Source organism: Thiocapsa sp., assembly GCF_018399035.1.
Lineage (GTDB): Bacteria > Pseudomonadota > Gammaproteobacteria > Chromatiales > Chromatiaceae > Thiocapsa.
Genome location: NZ_CP073760.1, coordinates 41,297 through 62,268, shown reverse-complemented (window position 1 = coordinate 62,268; position 20,972 = coordinate 41,297). Strand labels below are relative to the sequence as shown.

General features: G+C 67.4%; 18 protein-coding genes. 8 read left to right on the top strand and 10 right to left on the bottom strand.

Features of this window, described 5'->3' with window-relative positions:
- The 3 genes from hrpB to KFB96_RS00280 all read left to right on the top strand — a co-directional run bounded on the left by hrpB (position 1) and on the right by KFB96_RS00280 (position 5,606).
- The gene (hrpB, locus tag KFB96_RS00290; RefSeq protein WP_213458427.1) at positions 1-2,520 is read left to right on the top strand and encodes an ATP-dependent helicase HrpB; all 2,520 of its coding nucleotides are present in this window, start codon (positions 1-3) and stop codon (positions 2,518-2,520) included.
- 124 nt (positions 2,521-2,644) lie between these two features.
- Positions 2,645-4,822, top strand: a complete 2,178-nt coding sequence (rlmKL, locus tag KFB96_RS00285; RefSeq protein ID WP_213459762.1) for a bifunctional 23S rRNA (guanine(2069)-N(7))-methyltransferase RlmK/23S rRNA (guanine(2445)-N(2))-methyltransferase RlmL — start codon at positions 2,645-2,647, stop codon at positions 4,820-4,822.
- A 46-nt stretch (positions 4,823-4,868) separates the two neighbouring features.
- Positions 4,869-5,606: a TIGR02206 family membrane protein gene (locus KFB96_RS00280; protein ID WP_213458426.1), complete on the top strand. Its 738-nt coding sequence runs from the start codon at positions 4,869-4,871 to the stop codon at positions 5,604-5,606.
- Between the two features lie 32 nt (positions 5,607-5,638).
- Here KFB96_RS00280 and KFB96_RS00275 read toward each other — a convergent pair whose 3' ends face one another.
- The 5 genes from KFB96_RS00275 to KFB96_RS00255 all read right to left on the bottom strand — a co-directional run bounded on the left by KFB96_RS00275 (position 5,639) and on the right by KFB96_RS00255 (position 10,596).
- On the bottom strand, positions 5,639-6,376 hold the full coding sequence (locus KFB96_RS00275) for a hypothetical protein (RefSeq protein WP_213458425.1): 738 nt from the start codon (positions 6,374-6,376) through the stop codon (positions 5,639-5,641).
- 149 nt (positions 6,377-6,525) lie between these two features.
- Positions 6,526-8,022 (bottom strand): cobyric acid synthase, encoded by a 1,497-nt coding sequence (locus KFB96_RS00270; protein ID WP_213458424.1) that lies wholly within the window; start codon positions 8,020-8,022, stop codon positions 6,526-6,528.
- Entirely contained in the window at positions 8,019-9,176 is a 1,158-nt protein-coding gene (gene cobD / locus KFB96_RS00265) for a threonine-phosphate decarboxylase CobD (protein WP_213458423.1), read from the bottom strand. The genes KFB96_RS00270 and cobD overlap by 4 nt, the downstream gene beginning before the upstream one ends.
- A 150-nt stretch (positions 9,177-9,326) precedes the next feature.
- A complete protein-coding gene (locus tag KFB96_RS00260) occupies positions 9,327-9,683 on the bottom strand; it encodes a hypothetical protein (protein ID WP_213458422.1) in 357 nt (118 codons plus the stop codon).
- Between the two features lie 136 nt (positions 9,684-9,819).
- On the bottom strand, positions 9,820-10,596 hold the full coding sequence (locus tag KFB96_RS00255; protein WP_213458421.1) for a metal-dependent hydrolase: 777 nt from the start codon (positions 10,594-10,596) through the stop codon (positions 9,820-9,822).
- Positions 10,597-10,718: 122 nt separating this feature from the next.
- Here KFB96_RS00255 and KFB96_RS00250 point away from each other — a divergent pair, with 122 nt between their 5' ends.
- Positions 10,719-11,195, top strand: a complete 477-nt coding sequence (locus KFB96_RS00250; protein ID WP_213458420.1) for an MEKHLA domain-containing protein — start codon at positions 10,719-10,721, stop codon at positions 11,193-11,195.
- Between the two features lie 66 nt (positions 11,196-11,261).
- Positions 11,262-12,155, top strand: a complete 894-nt coding sequence (locus KFB96_RS00245; RefSeq protein WP_213458419.1) for a carbon-nitrogen hydrolase — start codon at positions 11,262-11,264, stop codon at positions 12,153-12,155.
- A 10-nt stretch (positions 12,156-12,165) separates the two neighbouring features.
- Here KFB96_RS00245 and KFB96_RS00240 read toward each other — a convergent pair whose 3' ends face one another.
- Together KFB96_RS00240 and KFB96_RS00235 are read right to left on the bottom strand one after the other, a co-directional pair.
- On the bottom strand, positions 12,166-12,657 hold the full coding sequence (locus KFB96_RS00240) for a hypothetical protein (protein ID WP_213458418.1): 492 nt from the start codon (positions 12,655-12,657) through the stop codon (positions 12,166-12,168).
- Positions 12,650-13,114 (bottom strand): DUF29 domain-containing protein, encoded by a 465-nt coding sequence (locus tag KFB96_RS00235; RefSeq protein ID WP_213458417.1) that lies wholly within the window; start codon positions 13,112-13,114, stop codon positions 12,650-12,652. The genes KFB96_RS00240 and KFB96_RS00235 overlap by 8 nt, the downstream gene beginning before the upstream one ends.
- On the opposite strand from KFB96_RS00235, the gene KFB96_RS00230 reads away from it, so the two are divergent.
- Positions 13,113-13,331, top strand: a complete 219-nt coding sequence (locus KFB96_RS00230; protein WP_213458416.1) for a hypothetical protein — start codon at positions 13,113-13,115, stop codon at positions 13,329-13,331. The genes KFB96_RS00235 and KFB96_RS00230 overlap by 2 nt on opposite strands.
- Positions 13,332-13,385: 54 nt before the next feature.
- Here the strand turns inward: KFB96_RS00230 and pbpC are convergent, their stop codons facing one another.
- The 3 genes from pbpC to KFB96_RS00215 form a co-directional block, all read right to left on the bottom strand.
- Positions 13,386-15,479 (bottom strand): penicillin-binding protein 1C, encoded by a 2,094-nt coding sequence (gene pbpC, locus KFB96_RS00225; protein ID WP_300971195.1) that lies wholly within the window; start codon positions 15,477-15,479, stop codon positions 13,386-13,388.
- 39 nt (positions 15,480-15,518) lie between these two features.
- A complete protein-coding gene (locus tag KFB96_RS00220; RefSeq protein WP_213458415.1) occupies positions 15,519-17,156 on the bottom strand; it encodes a class I SAM-dependent methyltransferase in 1,638 nt (545 codons plus the stop codon).
- 417 nt (positions 17,157-17,573) lie between these two features.
- Positions 17,574-19,889 (bottom strand): DUF4407 domain-containing protein, encoded by a 2,316-nt coding sequence (locus KFB96_RS00215; protein ID WP_300971194.1) that lies wholly within the window; start codon positions 19,887-19,889, stop codon positions 17,574-17,576.
- Positions 19,890-20,394: 505 nt separating this feature from the next.
- Here KFB96_RS00215 and KFB96_RS00210 point away from each other — a divergent pair.
- Complete coding sequence (locus KFB96_RS00210; RefSeq protein WP_300971193.1) at positions 20,395-20,640, top strand: FeoA family protein; 246 nt, start codon at positions 20,395-20,397, stop codon at positions 20,638-20,640.
- A gap of 95 nt (positions 20,641-20,735) precedes the next feature.
- A complete protein-coding gene (locus KFB96_RS00205) occupies positions 20,736-20,969 on the top strand; it encodes a FeoA family protein (RefSeq protein ID WP_213458412.1) in 234 nt (77 codons plus the stop codon).
- The last annotated feature ends 3 nt before the right edge of the window (positions 20,970-20,972 follow it).

The window sequence follows — 20,972 nt, the reverse complement described above, 5'->3', positions numbered from 1 at the left end:
ATGGACCCACTGCCGATCGAGCCCGTTCTGGAGGATCTGCGCGCAGTGCTGCGTCGCGGACACGCCGTGCTCCAAGCGCCGACCGGCTCGGGTAAATCCACCCGGGTCCCGCTCGCTTTGCTCGATGAAGACTGGCTCGGCGCCGGCCGCATCCTCATGCTTCAGCCTCGGCGCCCGGCGGCACGCATGATCGCCGCGCGCATGGCCGCGCTCTTGGGCGAGCCGCTCGGCGAGCGCGTCGGCTACCAGATCCGCTTCGAGCGCCGGATCGGCCCGCGCAGCCGCATCGAGGTCATCACCGAGGGCATCCTGACTCGACGCATCCAGTCCGACCCCACGCTCGAAGGGGTCGGGCTCCTGGTGTTCGACGAGTTTCACGAACGCAGCCTGCAATCGGATCTGGGGCTGGCCCTTGCGCTGGATCTGGTCGCCGGTCTTCGCCCGGATCTACGGCTGCTGTTGATGTCCGCGACCCTCGACGCCGAGCCGCTGGCCGGACTTCTGGGCGATGCGGCCGTCATCCGCGGCGCGGGACGGAGCTTCCCCGTCAAGGTCCAGTATGCCGACCGTGCCCCCGGTCCGGATGCCGTCGCTGCGGTGATCTCCGGGGTGCGCTCCGCGCTGGCCGAGCATTCGGGCGACATTCTGGCATTCCTCCCCGGCACGGGCGAGATCAACCGCTGCGTCGCGCGGCTGCGCGAGCTGGTGGGCGAGCGGACCCGGATCCTGCCGCTGCACGGCAGTCTCTCGACCGAGGAGCAGGAGAAGGCGCTGGGTCCGAACGCGGGATCCGAGCGCCGCGTGCTGGTCTCCACCGATATCGCCGAGACCAGCCTGACGATCCCGGGCATCCAGGTGGTGATCGACAGCGGTCTGACCCGCAAGCCGCGCTTCGATCCCGGCTCCGGGCTCACGCGCCTGGTGACCGAACCCATCGCGCGCGCCTCCGCCGAGCAGCGCACCGGGCGCGCCGGGCGGCTGGGGCCGGGTGTCTGCTATCGGCTCTGGACCCGCGCGCAGGAGCAAGGCCGGCCCGAGCGCCGAACGCCCGAGATCCTCCAGGCCGATCTGGCCTCGCTGGTCTTGGAGCTACGCCTCTGGGGCGTGGCGGATCCGAACGCACTGCGCTGGGTCGATCCGCCGCCCGGCCCGGCGTGGGAGGCCGCCGTCACACTCCTGACGCGCCTCGGCGCCCTGGATGCGCGCAGCGCCATCACCCCGCTCGGCCGGCGGATGGCGGAGCTGCCGGTGCATCCGCGACTGGCCGTCATGCTGCTCGGCGCCGCCGAGTCGGCCCGCGGCGATGCCGCCGATCTGTGCGCGTTGATCACCGAGCGCGACCCGCTACTCGACACGCCCGGACAACGCCGCCCCGCCGACCTGGGTCTGCGTCTGCAAGCCCTGCATGCCTGGCGCGAACGGCGCTCGGTGCCGGGTGCGGACGCGCGGAGGCTCGCCTCGGCCGATCGGGTCTCGCAACAGTTGCAGCGGCTGACGCGCAACGCCCAAACCGGATCCGCTCGGCCCGGATCGGCCCGCTCGGCTGCCGAGCTGCTCGCCCTCGCCTACCCGGAGCGCATCGCACAACGGCGCGAGGGCACCGACGGGCGCTATCGTCTGGCCGGCGGATCCGGTGCGCTCTTGCCGCAGGACGATGCCCTGGCAATCCACCCCTATCTGGTCATCGCCAGCCTCGACGCCGCAGGCGCGGACGGGCGGATCCAGTCCGCACTCCCCATCGCCGAGTCCGAGATCCGCACGTGCTTCGCCGAGCGGATCGAGGTGAGCCGCCGCCTTTTCTGGGATACCCAGCGCGAGGCGGTGGCCGCCCGTACCATTGAGTGTCTGGAGGCGATTACCCTGCGGGCGCAACCTGTGCCCTTGGAGGCCAAGGACGATGTCGCCGGCATCCTGCTCGAGCAGATCGCCGCGCGATTTGACCAGGCCCTCGCGTGGAGCGATGCCGCGCTCCAATTCAGTGCCCGGGTCGCCCTGATGCGTCGACTCGAGCCCGACGGCGGCTGGCCGGATCTCTCGCCCGAGGCGCTGCGCGCGGATCTCCGTGTCTGGTTGGCGCCCTATGTGAACGGGATGTCACGGCTCGCGCAGACCCAAAAGCTCGACCTCATGCCGATCCTGGCCTCGCGACTCGACTGGGGTCAGCGACAACGCCTCGACAGCGACGCCCCGACCCGAATCGAGACCCCGGCAGGCCGGGATCGATCGATCGACTATTGCGCCGGCGAGACCCCGATCCTCGCCGTCCAACTGCAGGAGCTCTTCGGTCTTGCCGAGACCCCGCGCATCGCTCGCGGGCGCGTCCCCCTGCTGCTGCACCTACTCTCGCCCGCACGTCGCCCGATCCAGGTCACCCAGGACCTCGCCGGCTTCTGGGCGCGAGGTTACGCGGAGGTCCGCAAGGAGCTGCGCGGACGCTACCCCAAACACGCCTGGCCGGAGGATCCGACCCGGGCGACACCGGTCGCGGGTGTCCGTCGTCCCCGTCGAGCCGAGGACTGATCGAGCGGATTGAGATCCGGCCGCAAGCGACATCGAAAACCTTCAAACACCTCGGGCGGCGAAAGACCTCTGCGCGACCGGTATATACTGCGTGACCCGATCCCCCGACGACCCGCAGCCCAAGATGCCCCAACACACCTTCTTCGCCTCCGCACCCAAGCACATGGGAAGTCTACTCGCGGAGGAACTGGCTCGACTCGGCCTGCAGGGGGCGGTCGAGGCGCGCGGCGGGGCGCGGTTCGTCGGCGAGATTCAGGACGCCTATCGGGCGTGTCTCTGGTCGCGCGTCGCCAACCGCATCCTGCTGCCGCTCGCGCAGTTTCCGGCGGCCGGACCGGACGAGCTCTACGCCGGGGCGGAGCAGATCCACTGGGAGGAGCACCTCTCGCCCGAGAGCACCTTCGCCATCCAGCTCGACGGCGTCGTCAACGGCGTCACCCACGGGCAGTTTGCCGCCCTGCGGGTCAAGGACGCGATCGCCGATCGGTTCACCCGGCTTCTAGGCTATCGTCCGAGCGTCGATGCCCAATCCCCGGACCTTCAGATCCATGTCTATGTCCATCAAGATCAGGCATCGGTCAGCATCGATCTGTCCGGCACCTCGCTGCATCGACGCGGTTACCGCAGCGAGGGTACCTCGGCGCCGCTCAAGGAGAATCTGGCCGCCGCCATCCTGCTGCGCGCCGGTTGGCCGGACATCGCGGCCGAGGGAGGCGCCTTGCTCGATCCCATGTGCGGGTCCGGCACGCTCGTGATCGAAGGGGCCTTGATCGCGGCGGATATCGCACCGGGTCTGTTGCGCGAGCGTTTCGGGTTCATGGGCTGGCTGCAGCACGATGCGGCAACCTGGCAGCGATTGCTCGACGAGGCCGGGATCCGGCGCAGCGCCGGTCTGCAGCGTCTCGGATCGCTGCGCGGCTACGATCAGGACCCGCGCGCCATCCGCATTGCGATCGAAGACCTGGCACGGGCCGGATTGGCCGGTCTGGCCCACTTCGAGCGACGCGAGCTGGCCGACTGCCGGCCGGGCCGAGACGACGACCGCGGCCTCGTGGTGGTCAACCCGCCCTACGGCGAGCGGCTCGGCTCCGATGCCGAGCTGCCGGCGCTGCATGCCCGCTTGGGCTCGGTGCTCAAGGAACGCTTCGAAGGCTGGCGCGCGGCGCTGTTCACGGGCAGTCCGGACCTCGGCAAGCACATGGGCCTGCGCGCACACCGGATCCACCATCTCTACAACGGCCCCATCGAATGCCAGCTCCTGCATTTTCGGATCGAGTCGAGCGACTTCGTGGCCAATCGGCCGCGTACACTCGAGCCGACCGAGCGCAGCGACGGCGCGACCATGCTCGCCAACCGGCTCGCGAAGAATCTCAAGGCGCTCGGGAAATGGCGCCGCAAGGAGCAGATCGACTGCTTTCGGGCCTACGACGCGGATCTGCCCGAGTACGCGGTCGCCGTCGATGTCTACGAAGGGGAGCCCGAAGGCGACGCGCCGCAGCGCTGGGTCCATGTGCAGGAGTATGCCGCCCCGACGAGCGTCGATCCGAAACGCGCTCGGCATCGGCTGCGCGAGGCCTTGAGCGTGATCCCTGAGGTGCTCGAGATCCCGGAATCACGGATGTTCTTCAAGGTGCGACGGCCGCAGAAGGGCAATGCCCAGTATGAGCGGCTCGCCGAGACACGCCGCTTTCACGCGGTCAAGGAGGGGGGGCTCAAATTCCTGGTCAATTTCGAGGATTATCTCGACACCGGGCTCTTCCTGGATCATCGCGACATTCGCCGCATGATCGGCGAGCTGGCCGAGGGCAAGAGCTTCCTGAACCTCTTCGCCTACACGGGGACGGCGACGGTCTATGCCGCCAAAGGCGGCGCGACCCGCACCACGACGGTGGACATGTCCCGGACCTATCTGGACTGGGCGCGCGATAACCTCGCGCTGAACGCCATCCCGATGCAGCGCCAGGAGCTGGTGCAGGCGGACTGTCTGCAATGGCTGGAGGAGGCCGCCGGCAAGCGCCGATTCGACCTCGTCTTTTTGGATCCTCCCAGCTTCTCGACCTCCAAGCGGATGACGGAGACGCTCGACATCCAGCGCGACCATGTCGGCCTGATTCGAGCCACCACCCGGCTGTTGGAGCCGGGTGGCCTGCTGGTCTTTTCGAACAATCTGCGCCGGTTTCGGCTGTATTCCGAGGATTTGGCGGATCTCGAGATCCAGGACATCAGCCGCGAGACCATCCCTCGCGACTTTGCCCGGAACCCACGGATCCACCAGTGTTGGCGTATCACCAAGCCTGCTTAAAGCGTCGGTGCGCGGACGCGCACACCCACACGCGAGGAGAAGATCGATGAGCACGGCGGCCCCACTCATCCTTTTCGGTCCGGCACACCTGAGCAGCGTGCTCGTCATCGCCGCGATCGGGGTCGTGTTACCGCTGCTGGCACGCCGAACGCTGAGCATCGCGGGGCAGTACCGAGTTGGGCTCTTGATCGCGGCCCTTTTGATCGGTCAGGAGGGTTTTCATATCTGGCTGCTTACAAACCACTACGATCAGCTCTTGAGCAGCCTGCTGCCTCTGCATCTCTGCGGACTGTCGGTCCTGCTGACCGCCTGGGTTCTTGCGGCGCGGTCGTACTCCGCCTACGAGGTCGTCTATTTTTGGGCGTGGGGCGGGACCCTTCAGGCACTCGTCACACCGGATCTGGACAGGGGATTTCCGGACCCGGCCTTTATCGCCTTTTTTCTCGGGCACGGGCTCGTCATCGTCGGCGTCCTCTATGCCACCTTGGTCTATCGTTTCAGACCGAGACTCGCATCCATCTTCAAATCACTCGGGGTCTTGCTGCTGGTGGTCGCCGTGGTGGCCCCGATCAACCTCTGGTTGGGGACGAACTATCTCTTCCTCTGCAGCAAACCCGAGCAGGCGTCCTTGATGGATTTTCTCGGCCCTTGGCCTTGGTACATCTTGAGCTTGGCCGGATTGGCGCTGGTGTCGAGCCTCATCTATTACCTGCCGTTCCTGATCGGGGATCTCGTTGCGGCGAGGTCGCGGACGACACGGTCGTTGCCGCCGTCATCGAGGTGATGAAGCGGGCCGCATCTCGCGGCGCAATAGCCTCAAACGGCGCAGAGGCTGCGCGGATGCACCGGGGACGGCACCGAACCGGGACGCTCGGCGGGTACCGGGTCGAGCCAGGCACCCACGCCGGGGTTCAATCCGACCGCCGCCCGCGCGGCGATGCTGCCCGCAGGATCCGGTAGGCAGAACGGAATGCCCATCTGCGCCGCGGCGATGGCAACGCCGACCAATGCGGCCATCTCGGGACGTCCGCGGCAGAGCAAGGCGTCATAGTGGTCGGAACAAGCGGGAGACTGCGGTAGACATCGATCGAGACCGGGCAGCTCGTGCGCTGCATTAGGTGCAACCGAGCCTGTTGACAGGGGCCGCCGTTCGGCCGCCGGGCACACCGACGGGGCCACAGCAATCAGGCGTCCGACCCCTGCGAGCTTGGCGCGCTCGGCCGCGTGGCGGCCGGCGCTCAAAGCGACATCAAGGCCGTGCTTGTCGAGTTGGCGGATCACCCCGCACGGCAGATGCGCGCCGCAAACCCCTCGATTGACCCGGGCCAGGGCGTTCGAGCACGTCTCGAAACAGGCCCGGAGCCGAAGGATCTCGAATTCGAGGTCCGTGTCGTCTTCGCGGTCATTCAGACGCTGCGTCACCGTGCGCAGGTCGGGCAACGCGACCTGCGCCCGCCCGACCCCCGAGAAGAAAAGGTCGCCGGCTTGCGTATCGAGCTGGACGAGCACCACCCGGATGACGGACGCGCCCGACATCACTGGATCGACGAACACCGGAACCTCCGATCGGGCTGCACCGAGATCACTTGACCTGCGGTCACCGACCGAGCCTGATCGCTCGCCATGACCGCAACCGTCATCGGATGCGTGCGGCCCCCCGGGGCGATCGCGATGCGCCGCCGGGATGCTCAACCAGCCCGGTCTCAAGAGGCTTGGGGCCCGCTGCCCGGCGGCCAGCCACACAGAATCCGCTCGATGTGTCCGAGATCGAGATGCTGCTCGAGGCTGTCGGCCAAGCGCTCCAGGGCCGACTCGCGCAGAGCACGATAGTCCGGGGTCTCGTGCACCGCCAGACCGGCCCAACGCAGCAGGGCCGACGCGGCGGCGGGCGACTCGAAGAGTCCGTGCAGATAGGTCCCCAGGATCTGTCCATCCTCCGAAACCGCACCGTCCGGACGCTCGCCCTGTGCATCGTTCAGGAGCACGGCCGGGTGCTCGAGTGCCGGACCGCTCGACCGGCCGGCATGGATCTCGTATCCCGTCACCGCCGCGTTCTCCAGCCGGAGCCGGCCGGAGACGTTGGCCAGCGTCTTCTCGGGCGCGAGCCGGGTTTCCAGATCCAGCAGACCAAGTCCAGGCCCCTCGCCCGGATCGCCTTCCAGACCCAACGGATCCAGGATCCGGGTGCCGAGCATCTGAAAGCCGCCGCAGATCCCGATCAGCCGGCCGCCGTAGCGCAGATGCCGCGCGATCACGGGCGCCCAGCCCTCGCGACGCAACCAATCCAGATCCGAGCGCACCGATTTGGATCCGGGCAGGATGATGAGATCCGCAGGCGGCGGCACCTCTCCGGCCAAGACATAGCGCAGGTCGACCTGAGGATGGAGCCGCAGGGGGTCGAGGTCGGTGTGGTTGCTGATGCGCGGCAGCCGCGGGACGATCACCCGCAGGGCGTCGTTCGGCTTGTCGCTCTGGCGCACGGCAACCGCGTCCTCGGCCTCCAGATGCAGACCGTGAAGATAGGGCAAGACCCCGAGCACCGGCTTGCCGGTCTCGCGCTCGAGCCAGTCCAGACCCGACTGCAGGAGCGCGAGATCACCGCGGAAGCGATTGATGACGAATCCGACCACGCGCGCCCGCTCGCTCGGTGCGAGCAACGCCAGCGTGCCGACGAGGTGCGCAAAGACCCCGCCGCGATCGATGTCCGCGATCAGGATGACCGGACAGTCCACCGCCTCGGCGAACCCCATGTTGGCGATGTCGTGCTCGCGCAGATTGATTTCGGCGGGACTGCCGGCGCCCTCCACGACGATCCGATCGAAGGACGCGCCGAGCCGGGCATGGGACTCGAGCACGGCGACGCGCGCGATGCGTTTATAGTCGTGATAGACGACGGCGTCCATGTTGCCGACGGCCCGACCCTGGATGATGACCTGGGCACCGCGATCCGAATTGGGCTTGAGCAGGACCGGGTTCATGTCGACGGTGGGCGCGATCCCGCAGGCCTGTGCCTGCACCGCCTGGGCCCGGCCGATCTCGCCGCCGTCGGCAGTCACGGCGCTGTTCAGGGCCATGTTCTGCGGCTTGAAGGGGGCGACCTTGACACCGCGGCGGCTGAAACAGCGACACAAACCGGCCACCAGGACACTCTTGCCTGCGTCCGAGGTCGTGCCCTGAACCATGATGGTCGCTGCGTTCATCTTGGAGCGCCGGGGACAGGGGCAGGCGCGAGCGGCGGGGCAACCGATGACGAAGACCGAATCTCGGGGGTCTCGCCGGCGGCTTGGCCGGACGCATCCCCGGACGCGCACGCCGCCGGACAGCGCAACCCGGACTCGAGCCGCGCCCAGCCCGATTCGTCACCCGGCAGTCCGAAGCGGAGACTCGGCGGCGCCTCGAATCGCCGGACCAGGATGCCCTGCCGTGCCAGTCGATCCTGGATGGCCGGGGCCTCCGCTGTGCAGACCCATTGAAACAGTTCGGTTCCGCCCGTCGGCACGAGGCCATCATCGGACAGCAGCCCGGCAAGCCTGGAGGAGGCCCGGCGCAGCGATGCGCGGGTCGCCTCCTGCCAGGGCGCATCGGTCAAGGCGAGCCGGGCGACATGGCGGGCCGGACCGTTCAGTGTCCAGGGTCCGAGCCGCGCACGCAGCGCCTCGCGCAGATCGGCCGTGCCGAGCACGAATCCGACGCGCACCCCGGCGAGTCCATAGAATTTTCCCAACGACCGCAGGACGATCAAACCCGGCCGATCGGTGTAGGGCGCGAGGCTGTCCCGCGGGGTCGTGTCCATGAATGCCTCGTCCACGAGAAGCCAGCCGCCGCGTGCCGCGAGCCGCGCGTGCCAATCGAGCAAGGTGCTCGCCGGCCAGCGTCTACCCGTCGGATTGTTCGGATTGATCACGATCAGGACATCGAGATCGTCCAGACCCGCGCCGCGGTCGTCTTCCGGTACTCCGTCGGCCAGGCGGACCAGGGTGTGACCGGCGCGTTGCCATGCTTGCGCATGCTCCTGATAGCCGACCGTCGGTACCCCGACGCGTCCGGGCATCCGCAAATCGGGCAACGCCTGGATGGCGGCCTGCGAGCCGGCGACAGGGAGGAGACCGGGCGCGCCGTAACACCGCGCGGCCGTTGCTTCCAGACCGTCGTCCTCTTCGGGCAACCGCGCCCATGCGGTACCGGGCACCTCGGGTACGGGCCAGCCATCGGGATTGATGCCGGTCGAGAGATCCAACCAATCCTGCACGGGGATGCGGTAACGCGCCGCGGCCTCGCGCAGACGCCCGCCGTGCTCCAGCGGAGGTGCCGCCCGGGCGAGCGAATTAGCGGCATGCAAACGACATGCAATCATCGCGTCAATCTGCCAGCGAGGTCGGTTTTGTGCAAGCCCAAGGCCGAGGTCCGGATATCGTCGCTCGCACGCATCCGCGCGATCGCGTAACGCACAGGCTCTCCGGCGGCGAGAAACGCCCGGCGAGACTCGCAACGGTGCGAGCAGCGCTCACTCGGTCTGCTTGGCGTCCAGCCCGATCGGGCTGTATTGGATCCGCACAGCCATCCAAAAGGCGTAGGCCGCAAGGACCGTCAGGAACCCGAGGATGTCGAGGACGGAAAAGACCCGCTCGCGGTCCACGACGAACCAGATCGCACCCAGGACCGTCCCCGTAAAGAGGATTCCCATCACATAGAGAGGCGCAAGGCCGAGCCGCAGGCCTTCCAGGTGTTGATGGATCTTCTGCTCGCGGTTCTGCGCGGCGGCGCGCTCGCGGGCCCCGATCACGGCGCGTCGATGAGCCAGCGCTTGGTACACCAACCAGGCACCCATGAGAAGGCAGACTGCTCCGAGATAGTATTTCATCGCGTGATTACCTCGATCTTCGGTCCAGGACAGAGGTCTCGGCACCCGCCGAGCCGCAGGCGATGCTACTCGCGAGTGCGGACGCCAACAAGCCGACGCTCCGCCCAACGTGCCGTCCGATGTGCACGCCCGGCGCTCAAAGGTTGGCCGCCCCCGTGCGGATCCAGTCGACCAGGGACTGCACCAGCACACCGGCCCCGTCGACCACGCCCCCGAGCGTCTCGACCAGACGATCGGCGACGACGACGATCGTCCGAGACAGATTCTCCGCCGGCAGCAAACCCCGATCGAGCGCCGGCGCAAACCACGCCAACGCAACGACGACGGCCAGCATCCCGAGACTGCTTCGAGGATCGGCGAGACTGAAGGGCTTGAGCGCGGTCCCGAAGGAACGTTTGACCCGACTGTTCAGGAGGTCGACGCTGTAGAGCTCGTCCAGGACGAGGTGCGTCAGGTAACCGATGCCGACCATGAAACCGGCGATCCAGGCCGACTCCGCAGACCGGTCCATCATCCAGTAGGCGATGTTGACGGTCGCAAGCGCCGCTGCGGCAATCCCGAGCCAGGAATGCCAAATGCCGCGATGCACCGTCGCCCGCGCAAAGAGCTCGAAGACCAGATAGCGCACGCAGAGAAAGACGCCGATCCAGATGAGCGCGACCTCCAGCGGCAGAAACCGCCCGATCAGCGGGAGCGTCATCGCGAAGGCGACCACAACCCCGAGCACATTGAAGAAGGCACGCACCGGTTTGGAGGCGTCGGCGTCGATGTCCGGAAGGAGACTCCCGGCCACGCCCAGTGCAAAATAACCGAGTGTTGCGCCCTGCTCGACCAGTCCGGCGCCGTGCAAGCCGAGCACCGTGGCGACGCTCACGAAGATGCCGCCGTTGAGATGAGTCTGGAAGTTGGCCATGCGCGATCGTGGGTCCGGGAACAGAGGGGCCTGATTGCCGGCCCTGAATCCGGCAGAGACTAACAGGACGGAGGCTCAAACGGTGAGCCTGCCCCCTCGAATTCCGACAGGATCATCAGGTGATGCCCTTCCTCTTCCCCGACCCGTCCAATGACTTCCTGTGCGACCATGCCCGACTCCTGCGCACCAGCTATCGACGCCTCACGGGGCGCGATCTGATCGAGTCAGGCTTGGATGATCGCGAGGCCGCCCGGCTTCTGTTCGAGGCGCCCTTTGCGCTCTTGTCGCACAATGCCGACCCGGATCCGATCCTGACCTACGGCAACCGAAGGGTTCTGGATCTGTTCGAGCTCGATTGGGAGCAGTTGACGCGGATGCCCTCGCGCTTGACCGCCGAGGCACCGGATCGGGAGGAGCGCGCGCGCCTGCTCGCGCAGGTGACGGCCCACGGATTCATCGACCATTACAGCGGGGTGCGCGTATCCTCGAGCGGGCGGCGGTTTCGCATCGAGAGCGCGGTCGTTTGGAACCTGATCGATGAAGAGGGGCGGTCTCTCGGGCAGGCCGCGACCTTTGCACACTGGCAGCCGCTCGTGTGATCGAATCCGCGCTCCCCGCGATCAATCAGTCACACACCTGGATCCACTGTTTTCGGAGGTTGGCGCATGTCGGGGTCCCCTTTCACCATCGCACTTGTACAGGAAACCGATCAGGGAAGCGTTGCGGCAAATCTCGACGCCTGCGAGAGAGGAATCATCGAAGCCGTCGCGGGCGGTGCGCGTCTCGTTCTGCTCCGGGAGCTGCACAACAGCGACTACTTCTGCCAGATCGAGGACCCGGCCAACTTCGATCTCGCCGAGTCGATCCCGGGTCCGAGCACCGAGCGACTCGGCGCGCTGGCGAGCGAGCTCGGCGTGGTCATCGTCGCCTCGCTGTTCGAGCGCCGCGCCCCCGGGCTCTATCACAACACCGCCGTAGTCCTTGACAGCGACGGCCGAATCGCCGGGGTCTATCGCAAGATGCACATCCCGGACGATCCCGGCTACTACGAGAAATTCTATTTCACGCCCGGCGACCTCGGCTTCGAGCCGATCGACACCTCGGTCGGGCGCCTAGGCGTGCTGGTCTGTTGGGATCAATGGTATCCGGAGGCTGCACGTCTGATGGCGTTGGCCGGGGCGGAGATCCTGCTCTACCCGACCGCGATCGGCTGGGATCCGAACGATACCCCGCAAGAGCAGGCCCGCCAGCGCGAGGCATGGATCGGGATCCAGCGCAGCCATGCGATCGCGAACGCCCTGCCCGTCGCGGCCTGCAATCGGGTCGGGTTCGAGCCGGATCCGAGCGGCGCGACCGCCGGCGCACGGTTCTGGGGCCACTCCTTCGTCTGTGGTCCCCAAGGCGAGATCCTCGCACAGGCCGGCGACCGGAGCCCGCAGATCCTGCTCGCACAGATCGAACCGGCCCGCACCGAGCAGGTCCGCCGACTCTGGCCCTTCCTGCGCGACCGCCGCATCGACGCCTACGGCGAGCTGACCCTCCGCTATCGGGACCGCTAACCCGCCAGATTCAATCCCTCACCGTCTCGAATCGAAACGGCGCCGCCAAGATCCCGTCGGCCGTATGGAGCAACACCCTCGCCTCCCACTCCATGCGCGCCCGCACGCACACCGGCAAGGTCCCCTGCCCTTCGTAAAGGCCCGGCCCGACCGAATCAAGGCCGGCGCGGTTGTAACCCATATTCATGTCCACGCCGGCGAAATCGACCTCCACCGCGCGAACGTCGAAGCCGGTCGTCTGCACGACAAGCCGCAGCGGCGTCACGACCGGGATACTCTGCGGCTCGATCGCAAAGCGCACGCTCTCCCCGCCGCCAAACCGCGCATCACAGGGTCCGGCACGCAGATCACAACTCGGATCGAGCGGTGCGATCTCGGCCAGTGTCGGGTTCAGCAGCGGCCAGGCTTTATAGAGTGCGACCGCGACGACGGCGACGAGCAGCAGACCGGCGACGGCCCAGAGCAGCGCCGAGGGGCGTCCGGGCGAGGAGGTCTCAGTCATGGCGGGTTGCCTCGGTTTCATCGGAGCCAGGAAAAAATGAAGGATCGAGGACCTGTTCAGACCGATAGGGACAACTTTTGGGGAACTCGCTCTCGTCCCTCCCCGTGTCATCGGCCGCCCACCGCACGGCGCTCTCGTAGGCATCCACGAGCAGATCTGTCAGACGAGGCTTCAGGCTCGGGCTGTCGTTCAAGAGTTTGGCGACCTGCTTGCGCTGCTCGATCAAGGTCCGCTGCCAACTCTTGGAGCGCTGCTCGGGCTGGTGTTCCCATGTGAGCAGGTGAACCAGCAGCACCACCAGACGATGTTCCAAGGCTCGGCGCTCACTCGTGCCCATCGACTCCACTTCCTCCGCAAGATGCGGCGTGTCGATCTCGGCATAGCGCCCTTCGCGCAACAGGCGAGCGGTCTGCATGGACCAGTCGTATAGATCTCGGTCGTAAAGCGTTTGAGACATGATGACGGGCTCCGGGATGGGGGCCAACCTCGACGAGTGCAGCACGGCAGATGTATCGAGACCGTTCGTGGTCGTGGTCGTGGTCGTGGTCGGACCGATGGTCGATTACGACAACGACAACGACAACGACAACGACAACGACAACGACATGTCTCGGACGGGCTCGGAACATCTGCACTGCACCACTCGTCTGCAGTGTGAGGGTGAATCTTGCTGAACGCCAGTGCGCCCCGCGAGGGCGATGCTCATCCGCGAAAAAAGGACATCTTCATCATTGGAGAAAGACACTCACCCTCGCCGCTGCGCCGCGGGCGTCGACGACCGAGATGGCGACGTATCCAGGGCCGTCGGGCGCCCATCGGGCGGTTCGGGCGTAGGGCTCGCGTACGACCGGGGCGCCGTCGACGAACCAGGTGAAGGGCGGGACGCCGTCACGAACGCGCAGGACCAGATCGGCGGCCCGACCTCGCCCGAGACCCAGCTCGACGCGCGCGCCCTCGGGCGGATAGGCGATCTGCGGGGCGTGGGCGCCGCCGCGCGCGGCGGCGCGTGGATCCTGAACGCGACGCAGCGGCGGGGGCAGCTCCGCCGAGGTCGTGCTCAGGATGCCGGGGGGCGCCGGCGGGAGTGGGATCGTCGGACCGAGACGCGCAAAGACCTCGACCAGCACGGGTGCGGCGGCGTCGATGCCGGCGAGTCCGGGCACGGGCGCGCCGTCCGGACGACCGACCCAGACGCCGGCCACATGGCGCCCGTCGAACCCGATCGCCCAGGCGTCGCGGTAGCCGTAGGAGGTCCCGGTCTTGAAGGCGAGCACGCCGGGCGCGCTGTTGGTCGGTGCCGGCGCGCCGGCGAGGATCGAGGCGACATACCAGGCCGCACGTGCCTCGAGCACGGGTGCCCCGGCATCCGCGGCGATGCCGAGCGATCCGAACCCCGCGCCCTGTTCGTCGAGGGTGTCCCGCAGGATCGCCGGGCGACCGCCCCGAGCGATCGCCGCATAGATGCCCACGAGATCCGTCAAGGACACGCCGACCCCGCCCAGGCCGACCGCGAGCCCTGGCGGACTCAGATCGGGAAGCACTGGCCGGGCACCGGCGCGGCGCATCCGCGCGACCAGACGTGCCGGCCCGACCGCATCCAGCAGCTTGACCGCCGGGATGTTCAGCGAGAGCTGCAGCGCCCGGCGCACCGTGACCGTCCCTTGAAAACCCAGATCGAAGTTCGCCGGGACATAGCCGCCGAAGGCGCTCGGGCGATCCTCGATCAGGCTTTCGGGATGGGCCCGACCGTCCTCGAAGGCCAGCCCGTAGATGAGCGGCTTGAGCGCAGAGCCCGGCGAGCGCACCGCGCGCGTCATGTCCACATGGCCCTGCCGAGCGGTCTCGAAAAGACCGGCCGAACCCACGCTGGCGAGGATCTCCCCGCGCCCGTGATCGGCGACCAGGATCCCCATCGAGACCCGCGGACCGAGTGCGGCGGCACGCGCGCTCGCGAGCTGCTCAAGCCGACTCTGTAGACCGGCGTCCAGGGTCAGGCGATGGACCGCGCGCTCGGGCTGTGCGCGTCTGAGTCGATCGGTGAGATGCGCCGCCAGCATCGGGGCATCCAGACGCGCGGTCGGGACGGGCTCGGCGCGCGCCGCGGCCGCCTCGTCCGCGTCGATGACGCCGGCAAGGCGCACATGCTCGAGCACCCGATCGCGTGCCCGACGCGCGGCCTCGGGGTGCCGATCCGGCCGGCGTGTCTCGGGCGACTGGGGCAATGCGACGAGCAACGCGGCCTCGGCCGGCGTCAGGCGTCGCGGCTCCTTGCCGAGCCACGCGAGCGAGGCCGAACGCACACCTTCGAGGTTGCCGCCGTAGGGGGCGAGGGTCAGATAGGTTTGCAGGATGGCGCTTTTGTCGAGCTGTCGCTCCAGCCGGAGTGCGGAGCGCATCTGCCGGAGCTTGCCGCCGGCATCCCGTGTCGAGCGCGTCTCCAGCAGCCGCGCCAGTTGCATGGTCAGGGTCGAGCCGCCGGACCGGATTCCTCCCTGGCTCAGGAGCTGCCAGCCGGCCCGCATGAGCGCGAGTACATCGACACCCGGGTGCGAGGCGAATCGGCGATCCTCGTAGGCCAGAAGCATCGCCACATAGGTCGGATCGACCGCGTCCAGATCGACCGGCAGACGCCAGCGTCCGTCGGCGACCGTGAAGGCGCGCAGCAGACGCCCGTCGCGGTCCAGCATCAGGGTCGAGGTGGAGATCCGCATGTCCGGCGGCGGCGTGGTCTCGATCAGGGTATCCCATCCCGCTCGACCGCCCGCCAGCAGGAGCAAGGCGGCGCCGAGGACCGCAAGCGGCTTGATCAGCGCGCCCTTCACCGAGACCACCCGACCCGTGTCACGGCGGAACCTCCTCGGTCAGCCGTCGGTCGTGCCGTTGCGTCCTTGCGCCCCCGGCTCCGAATCGCGCGGCTGCACGTCCGCAGCAAGCAGCCCCGCGCGCGCAAAGATGCCGAGCAGACGCTCGAGACTGGCCGGTGCGATCTGCTCCGACCGAACCTCGCCCTTGCCCGGCGACCCCAAGGCCGCGGCCAATTCCGGGTCGGTCCGGATCTCGGCCGCGAGGTCCGTCAACAGGCCGTTCAGATCGCGCGTGCCGTCGAGCAGCATGAGCAGCCGGGCGGATAAGGCATCGAGCCCGAGACTGCGGTGGCGCACGCTCGCGACGTGCCCTTCACCGGATGCCGCCTGCGCGCGGGCCAAGGGCGTGGCCCTAGGCCAGGCGCCGACCTGGTGCGGCCAGCGGGCGGCGCGTTGGGTCAGGCCGATCCCTTGGGAGATATAGAGGTTGAAGAGCTCGCTCAGACAGGCGTCCCGGTCGTTCGCATAGCGCCGCCCGCCGGTCCCGGCGACCTCTTTCGCCGCCGCCTCCATGAGAGGCCCCAACGGCATCGCATTCGGATAGACCAGCGCGAGACCTTCCAGAACGGCCTTGGTCAAGGGATGCTCCACCTGCAGACGACCGCCGTCCGCCGTGGCATATTCCTGACGCTTCACGCGGTTCAGATGGACCCGCTGCAAGGGGGTCAGGTCGGCATGGACCGAGAAGTCGTACAGACGCTCCAGATCGATCTCCAGACAAGGCTGCGCGTCTGCACGCACGAAGAGGGTCTGTCGGAAGGCCCGCAGACGCAGGAAATCCATGTACTGCTCCTGCACGAGCTGATCGCCGAGCCCGTCGAGCGCGGCCTCGGCCGCCGCCCCGAGGGTGGAGGCGAACATGGTGTGCAGCTTGGACTCGGCGAGGAAGGCGAGCCCGTGACGGCGCGCCCGCGCCATGACGTCGCTGAACAGCTCCGGGCTGTTCGTCTCCTCCAGATACTCGTGATAGAGATAGCTCGGGCGGGCGGTGCGCAGATAGGCGACCTCGCGTCGCAACGTCTCGGCCTCGGGTCGCGGCTGACCGTCCGGATGCTTGGCCGACACGCCTCGGGCGAGTCGATCGAGCAGATCGCGCGCGCGACTCAACCGCTCGCCGGGCGCCGTCGCGCCGCGGCAGTGGAACAGAAGCATGTCGCGCAACATGCCGCGTTGGCGCCAGCCCGGCAGCACGTTGTAGCTGACATAGGCGATCCCGCGCTCGCTCAGGAGCCGACCGCAGAGGTGCAGGATATGCTCCTTGACCGCCTCCGGAACCCAGGAATAGACGCCGTGGACCAGGATGAAGTCGAACGGGGCTTGCGTCTCGTCGACATCGAGGATGTCCTGATGGAGCAGACGCAGATTGGTCAATCCCAGCTCGGCGATCATGGCCTGTCCGCGCCGGGCCTGCTCGGCGGAGAGCTCGACCCCGACGAGCTCGCTCCAAGGCAGATGAAAGGCCATGGGGATCAGGTTGCCGCCGGTCGCCGCGCCCAGCTCCAACACCCGGCAGTGCTCCGGATCCGCCGTGGTCAGACCGAGCAGCCGGCCGAGCGTCGCCAGATAGTCCGGATGGGTCTCCGGGATCGCGAAGCTCTCGTAAGGGATTTGGTCGTAGCTGTCGAGCGTATTCATGGATAGCGAACCGGGAAGCAGTGTCGATCTGTCGAAAAGGGTGCTTAAAGCAGAAGTGAAATGTTAGGAATAAACTGAGCACCGACCTCATCGTTGTCGTTGTCGTTGTCGTAATCGTAATCGTAATCGACAACGACAACGACAACGACAACGACAACGACAAGCGAAGTCCACCCACCGCAATGCAGGCCATCCGACGATCGATCGCGCCTTCACCCCAAGTCGCCTAAACCGCGCCCAGTGCGGTATGCGATGTTTTTGGATGAGATCGGCCCCGGCGGATTTCAGAGCCGCTGGAGCCGGCGCGGTTTAAAGTATTAAAAAATATAAAATTCTAAACCGCGTCCCCCGCTAAGGGTCGTGGATGCACCAAACGTCGAGCTCACTCGAAAGTAAGCATCTCGCTCTGGACGCGGTTTAGATCTCGGGGTCTTCAGCCGCCGCTCGCTCCGACGTCAGCAGGGTGCCGATCGCGTCCTCGTGGAAGAGGATGCGCGAGCGGACGCCCGAAAGCCGCTCCTCGATGGCGCGACGTTGATCCTCGTGCGTGATCCGACGCACCTCCAAGGCGCGTCGCTCGTCGCGCAAGCCGGCAAGGCGCTCGCCCTCCTCGCGCAGCCACTTCTCGAGCGCCTTCATCTCCCGCCTCGCCTCGCGAGCACTCTTCCCGTCCTCGGGCCGCCCCGAGCGCGACCAGAAGCCGCCGCCGGAGGACCGTACGCTCTCTCCGACATCCTCGGTCGGGCCGGCCGCGATCCGCTTCAGCTCGGCCATCCGCGCATGGGCCGCCGCCAGCTCGCCCTCGCTCGACCCGATCTTCCCGCTCAAGGTCTCGATGGCGTCCGTCAGGCGATAGCCGGCCTCGCGCAGTGTTGCGGCCTCGCTCGTGTCGCGCGTCTCCAGCTCACGCAAACGGCTCAGCTCGTCGCGCATCCCGGCGAGACGCTCCAGACGCTCCTCTCGACGGCGCCGGGCCGCGAGCTCGGCAACCTCGACGCGATGGCGATGAAGCCGCTGCACATCGGCCTGACGCAGCTCCTCCTCGCGCTGAGCACTGCGGATCTCCATCTCCTTCTCGCGCAGACGCCGGTCCTCGCGCGCCAGCTCGATGGAGCGCTCGAAGGCGGCCATGCGCTCGCGCAGATCCTCTTCGTCCTGGGCCTTCTGCAACGCCCAGGACTCGCGCGCCTGTTGCAGCTCGTGCTCGAGCTCGGCGCGTCGCTGATGGTGCATGGCGCGCGTCTCGTCGGCCAACCGGGCGCGCAGCTCGCCGGCGCGCAAACGCTGCTCGTTCTCGTAGGCCGCCACCTCGATCTCGCGGCGGCGGCGGACCAGATTCAGCTCCTGATCGAGGTTCTCGCGACGACGCTCGACGAGGGTCTCGGCGAACGACTCCTCCGCCAGGCGCATCCGCATCGGCTCGGCGGCCGCCAACCGCGCCTCCTGCTCGGCGAAATGAGCCTCCGGATCGCGCTCGTAGCCTTGCCACAGACGCGCGAACTCGACCGGACTCAGGCGCTGCGCGGGATCCTCCGGACAGGCGAAGCCGGGGATCCCCGACAGTGCACCGTCGAGATACTTTCGGTATTGGAACTGCAGGGCTTCACTGAAATAGGCCCGTACCGCGGCCGGCTCGAACAACTTCAGCGCGATCAGCGAGAAGAAGAGGATGGCCAGCGCCGCCTGCGCAAAGCCGTCGACGGTCTCGAAATGCGGCACCCCCGCCTCGTCCGGGCTCTCGCGCAGCGCCTGCAAGGCCTTGGAGCGCGCCGCAAAGCTCAACCGCGGCGGCAGCTCCTCGGGCTGCGCGGCGGCCACCTCGGCGCGGATGCGGTCCATGCGCTCCTGCTGCTCCAGACGGATGCGTTGGAGCTCGTCGGTGCGCGCGCGCAGGCGCACCTCTTGGTCCGCAATCGTCTGCGCAACCTCGGCGATGCGCCGATCGATCTCCGCCTGCTTCTCGGCCAGCGCGGCGACGAGCGCATTCGCCCGCGCGTCCCACCTGCGCGCCTCCGGCCCATAGCCCTCCGGACGGTCGCCGCGCCCATGGATCTCGTCGCCGAGGCGCTCCTGTGCGGCGGCCAGCTCCGCGCGCAGCACTGTAATCTCAGGGGTGTACTCGGCCGCGATCTGATCACGACGTTGCCGCTCGGCATCGAGCGAACGGCTCAGACGCTCGACGTCCTCCTCCAAGGGGGCGATCAGTCCCCCGTAGCGGGCCTCGATCTCTTGGGCTCGCACGCCGAGCTGCGCCTGGAACGCCGCATCGCGCCGGGCGTAATACTGCTCGACCAGGCGCTGGTGATGGCTCTCGATGTCGTCGGCACGGATCAGCTTGGCCAGAAAGGGCGCGGTCACATAGAGCGAGACCGCCACGATCAGCACCCGCACCAGCAGCCCGACGAACCAGCGTGCACCCGCGCCGCGCTCCTCGAGCCGAGCGTCCGGAAGTACGCCCCCGAGTGCACCCCGGGCGCGGGTCGGGCGCTCGGACATGATCAAGGATGCGTCGACGATCCAGATGACCGCGAACATGAGCACGAACATGAAAAGACCGGCAACCGGCTGGAGCCAGGCCGCGGCCTGCGGTACGATCGAGGCGCCGACGAAACCCCAGACGATGCCTTCGATACCGGCCATCAGGAGGATGATGGTCCAAGCAAAGCCAAGCCAGACTGTCACGGCCGGCGTGACAAGGCTGTCGCCGTAAGGACGCAGCCGCAACGTATTCATCGAAGGGACCTTGAAAAAGCGCCGAGATCGCCGCCCCAGATCCATGTTCCTACCCTCCCTTCACGAGCGCGAGCACCGCAGTTAAACCGCGCCTAGTGCGGTATGCGATGTTTTTGGATGGGATCGGCCCCGGCGGATTTCAGAACCGCTGGAGCCGGCGCGGTTTAAGACAGGATAAACCATCGGGGGCCGCCGACCGACACCTTGTGCCGATGCTTTCGACACGAGTGACGACTGAATCTTCACCGCGAGGCGGCTACGCGTTGAGAATCATTTGCAATTAGAGCCGAGCTGGACTAGCATTTCCATCAGACAGGATGCCTGCCGGTCGAGCCATCGCAGCGCCCCGCGCTAGGCCCATCCAGACGTTCAACACCCCTCGCGAGCGCCGTGCGCCCTTGAAACTCGGCGACACCTCCGGGCCCCGGGGACCTCAAGAATTGGAGAATCGACGATGTTCGGTCAACACGGCCTCTCAAACCCCGTCCGCCATGAGTCCCTCGTGATGGGCGTCCCAAGCGTGAAGGGATTTCCGCTCATGATGGCCGATGAAGGTGCTCGCGTGAGAATCGTCGCACTGCATGGCGGCAAAGGATTGACGACCCGCCTGACGGAGCTGGGTCTAAATGTCGGATCCGAGCTCGCTGTCGTGCAACGCCAGGGCGGCGGTCTCCTCGTTGCCCGTGGCGAGGCGCGCATCGCGCTCGGCGGCGGGATGGCGGCCAAGATCCAAGTCGCACCCCTCGCCTGACGGCGCAACCCCGACCACTCGACCGACGACCGAGAACCGGTCGGGACCGTCGGCAGACCGGCCTCATTCGATTTTCATGCGATGTATCAGCACTCATGACGACCCTCAAAGACATGAAGGCCGGCGATCACGGCCGAGTCCAGGGCTTTAACGCCGCCACGCCGGCCTATCGCCGCAAGCTCCTTTCGATGGGATTGACCCCCGGGGCGGAGATCCAGGTGATTCGGGTCGCCCCACTCGGCGATCCCGTCGAGATTCGGGTGCGCGGCTGCTCGATCAGCCTGCGCAAGGACGAAGCGGCAGCCCTGCTGGTGGAGGGCCTCTCATGAGCA

Excerpts from the sequence above, each read along its gene's own strand:
- KFB96_RS00250 (WP_213458420.1), top strand. The coding sequence starts at position 10,719 with ATGCCCTTCCTCTTCCCCGACCCGTCCAATGACTTCCTGTGCGACCAT.
- rlmKL (WP_213459762.1), top strand. The coding sequence starts at position 2,645 with ATGCCCCAACACACCTTCTTCGCCTCCGCACCCAAGCACATGGGAAGT.
- KFB96_RS00270 (WP_213458424.1), bottom strand. The coding sequence starts at position 8,022 with ATGAACGCAGCGACCATCATGGTTCAGGGCACGACCTCGGACGCAGGC.
- KFB96_RS00260 (WP_213458422.1), bottom strand. The coding sequence starts at position 9,683 with ATGAAATACTATCTCGGAGCAGTCTGCCTTCTCATGGGTGCCTGGTTG.
- hrpB (WP_213458427.1), top strand. The coding sequence starts at position 1 with ATGGACCCACTGCCGATCGAGCCCGTTCTGGAGGATCTGCGCGCAGTG.
- KFB96_RS00235 (WP_213458417.1), bottom strand. The coding sequence starts at position 13,114 with ATGTCTCAAACGCTTTACGACCGAGATCTATACGACTGGTCCATGCAG.
- KFB96_RS00245 (WP_213458419.1), top strand. The coding sequence starts at position 11,262 with ATGTCGGGGTCCCCTTTCACCATCGCACTTGTACAGGAAACCGATCAG.
- cobD (WP_213458423.1), bottom strand. The coding sequence starts at position 9,176 with ATGATTGCATGTCGTTTGCATGCCGCTAATTCGCTCGCCCGGGCGGCA.
- KFB96_RS00215 (WP_300971194.1), bottom strand. The coding sequence starts at position 19,889 with ATGAATACGTTGCGGCTGCGTCCTTACGGCGACAGCCTTGTCACGCCG.
- KFB96_RS00220 (WP_213458415.1), bottom strand. The coding sequence starts at position 17,156 with ATGAATACGCTCGACAGCTACGACCAAATCCCTTACGAGAGCTTCGCG.
- KFB96_RS00240 (WP_213458418.1), bottom strand. The coding sequence starts at position 12,657 with ATGACTGAGACCTCCTCGCCCGGACGCCCCTCGGCGCTGCTCTGGGCC.
- KFB96_RS00280 (WP_213458426.1), top strand. The coding sequence starts at position 4,869 with ATGAGCACGGCGGCCCCACTCATCCTTTTCGGTCCGGCACACCTGAGC.
- KFB96_RS00230 (WP_213458416.1), top strand. The coding sequence starts at position 13,113 with ATGATGACGGGCTCCGGGATGGGGGCCAACCTCGACGAGTGCAGCACG.
- KFB96_RS00205 (WP_213458412.1), top strand. The coding sequence starts at position 20,736 with ATGACGACCCTCAAAGACATGAAGGCCGGCGATCACGGCCGAGTCCAG.
- KFB96_RS00255 (WP_213458421.1), bottom strand. The coding sequence starts at position 10,596 with ATGGCCAACTTCCAGACTCATCTCAACGGCGGCATCTTCGTGAGCGTC.
- KFB96_RS00210 (WP_300971193.1), top strand. The coding sequence starts at position 20,395 with ATGGGCGTCCCAAGCGTGAAGGGATTTCCGCTCATGATGGCCGATGAA.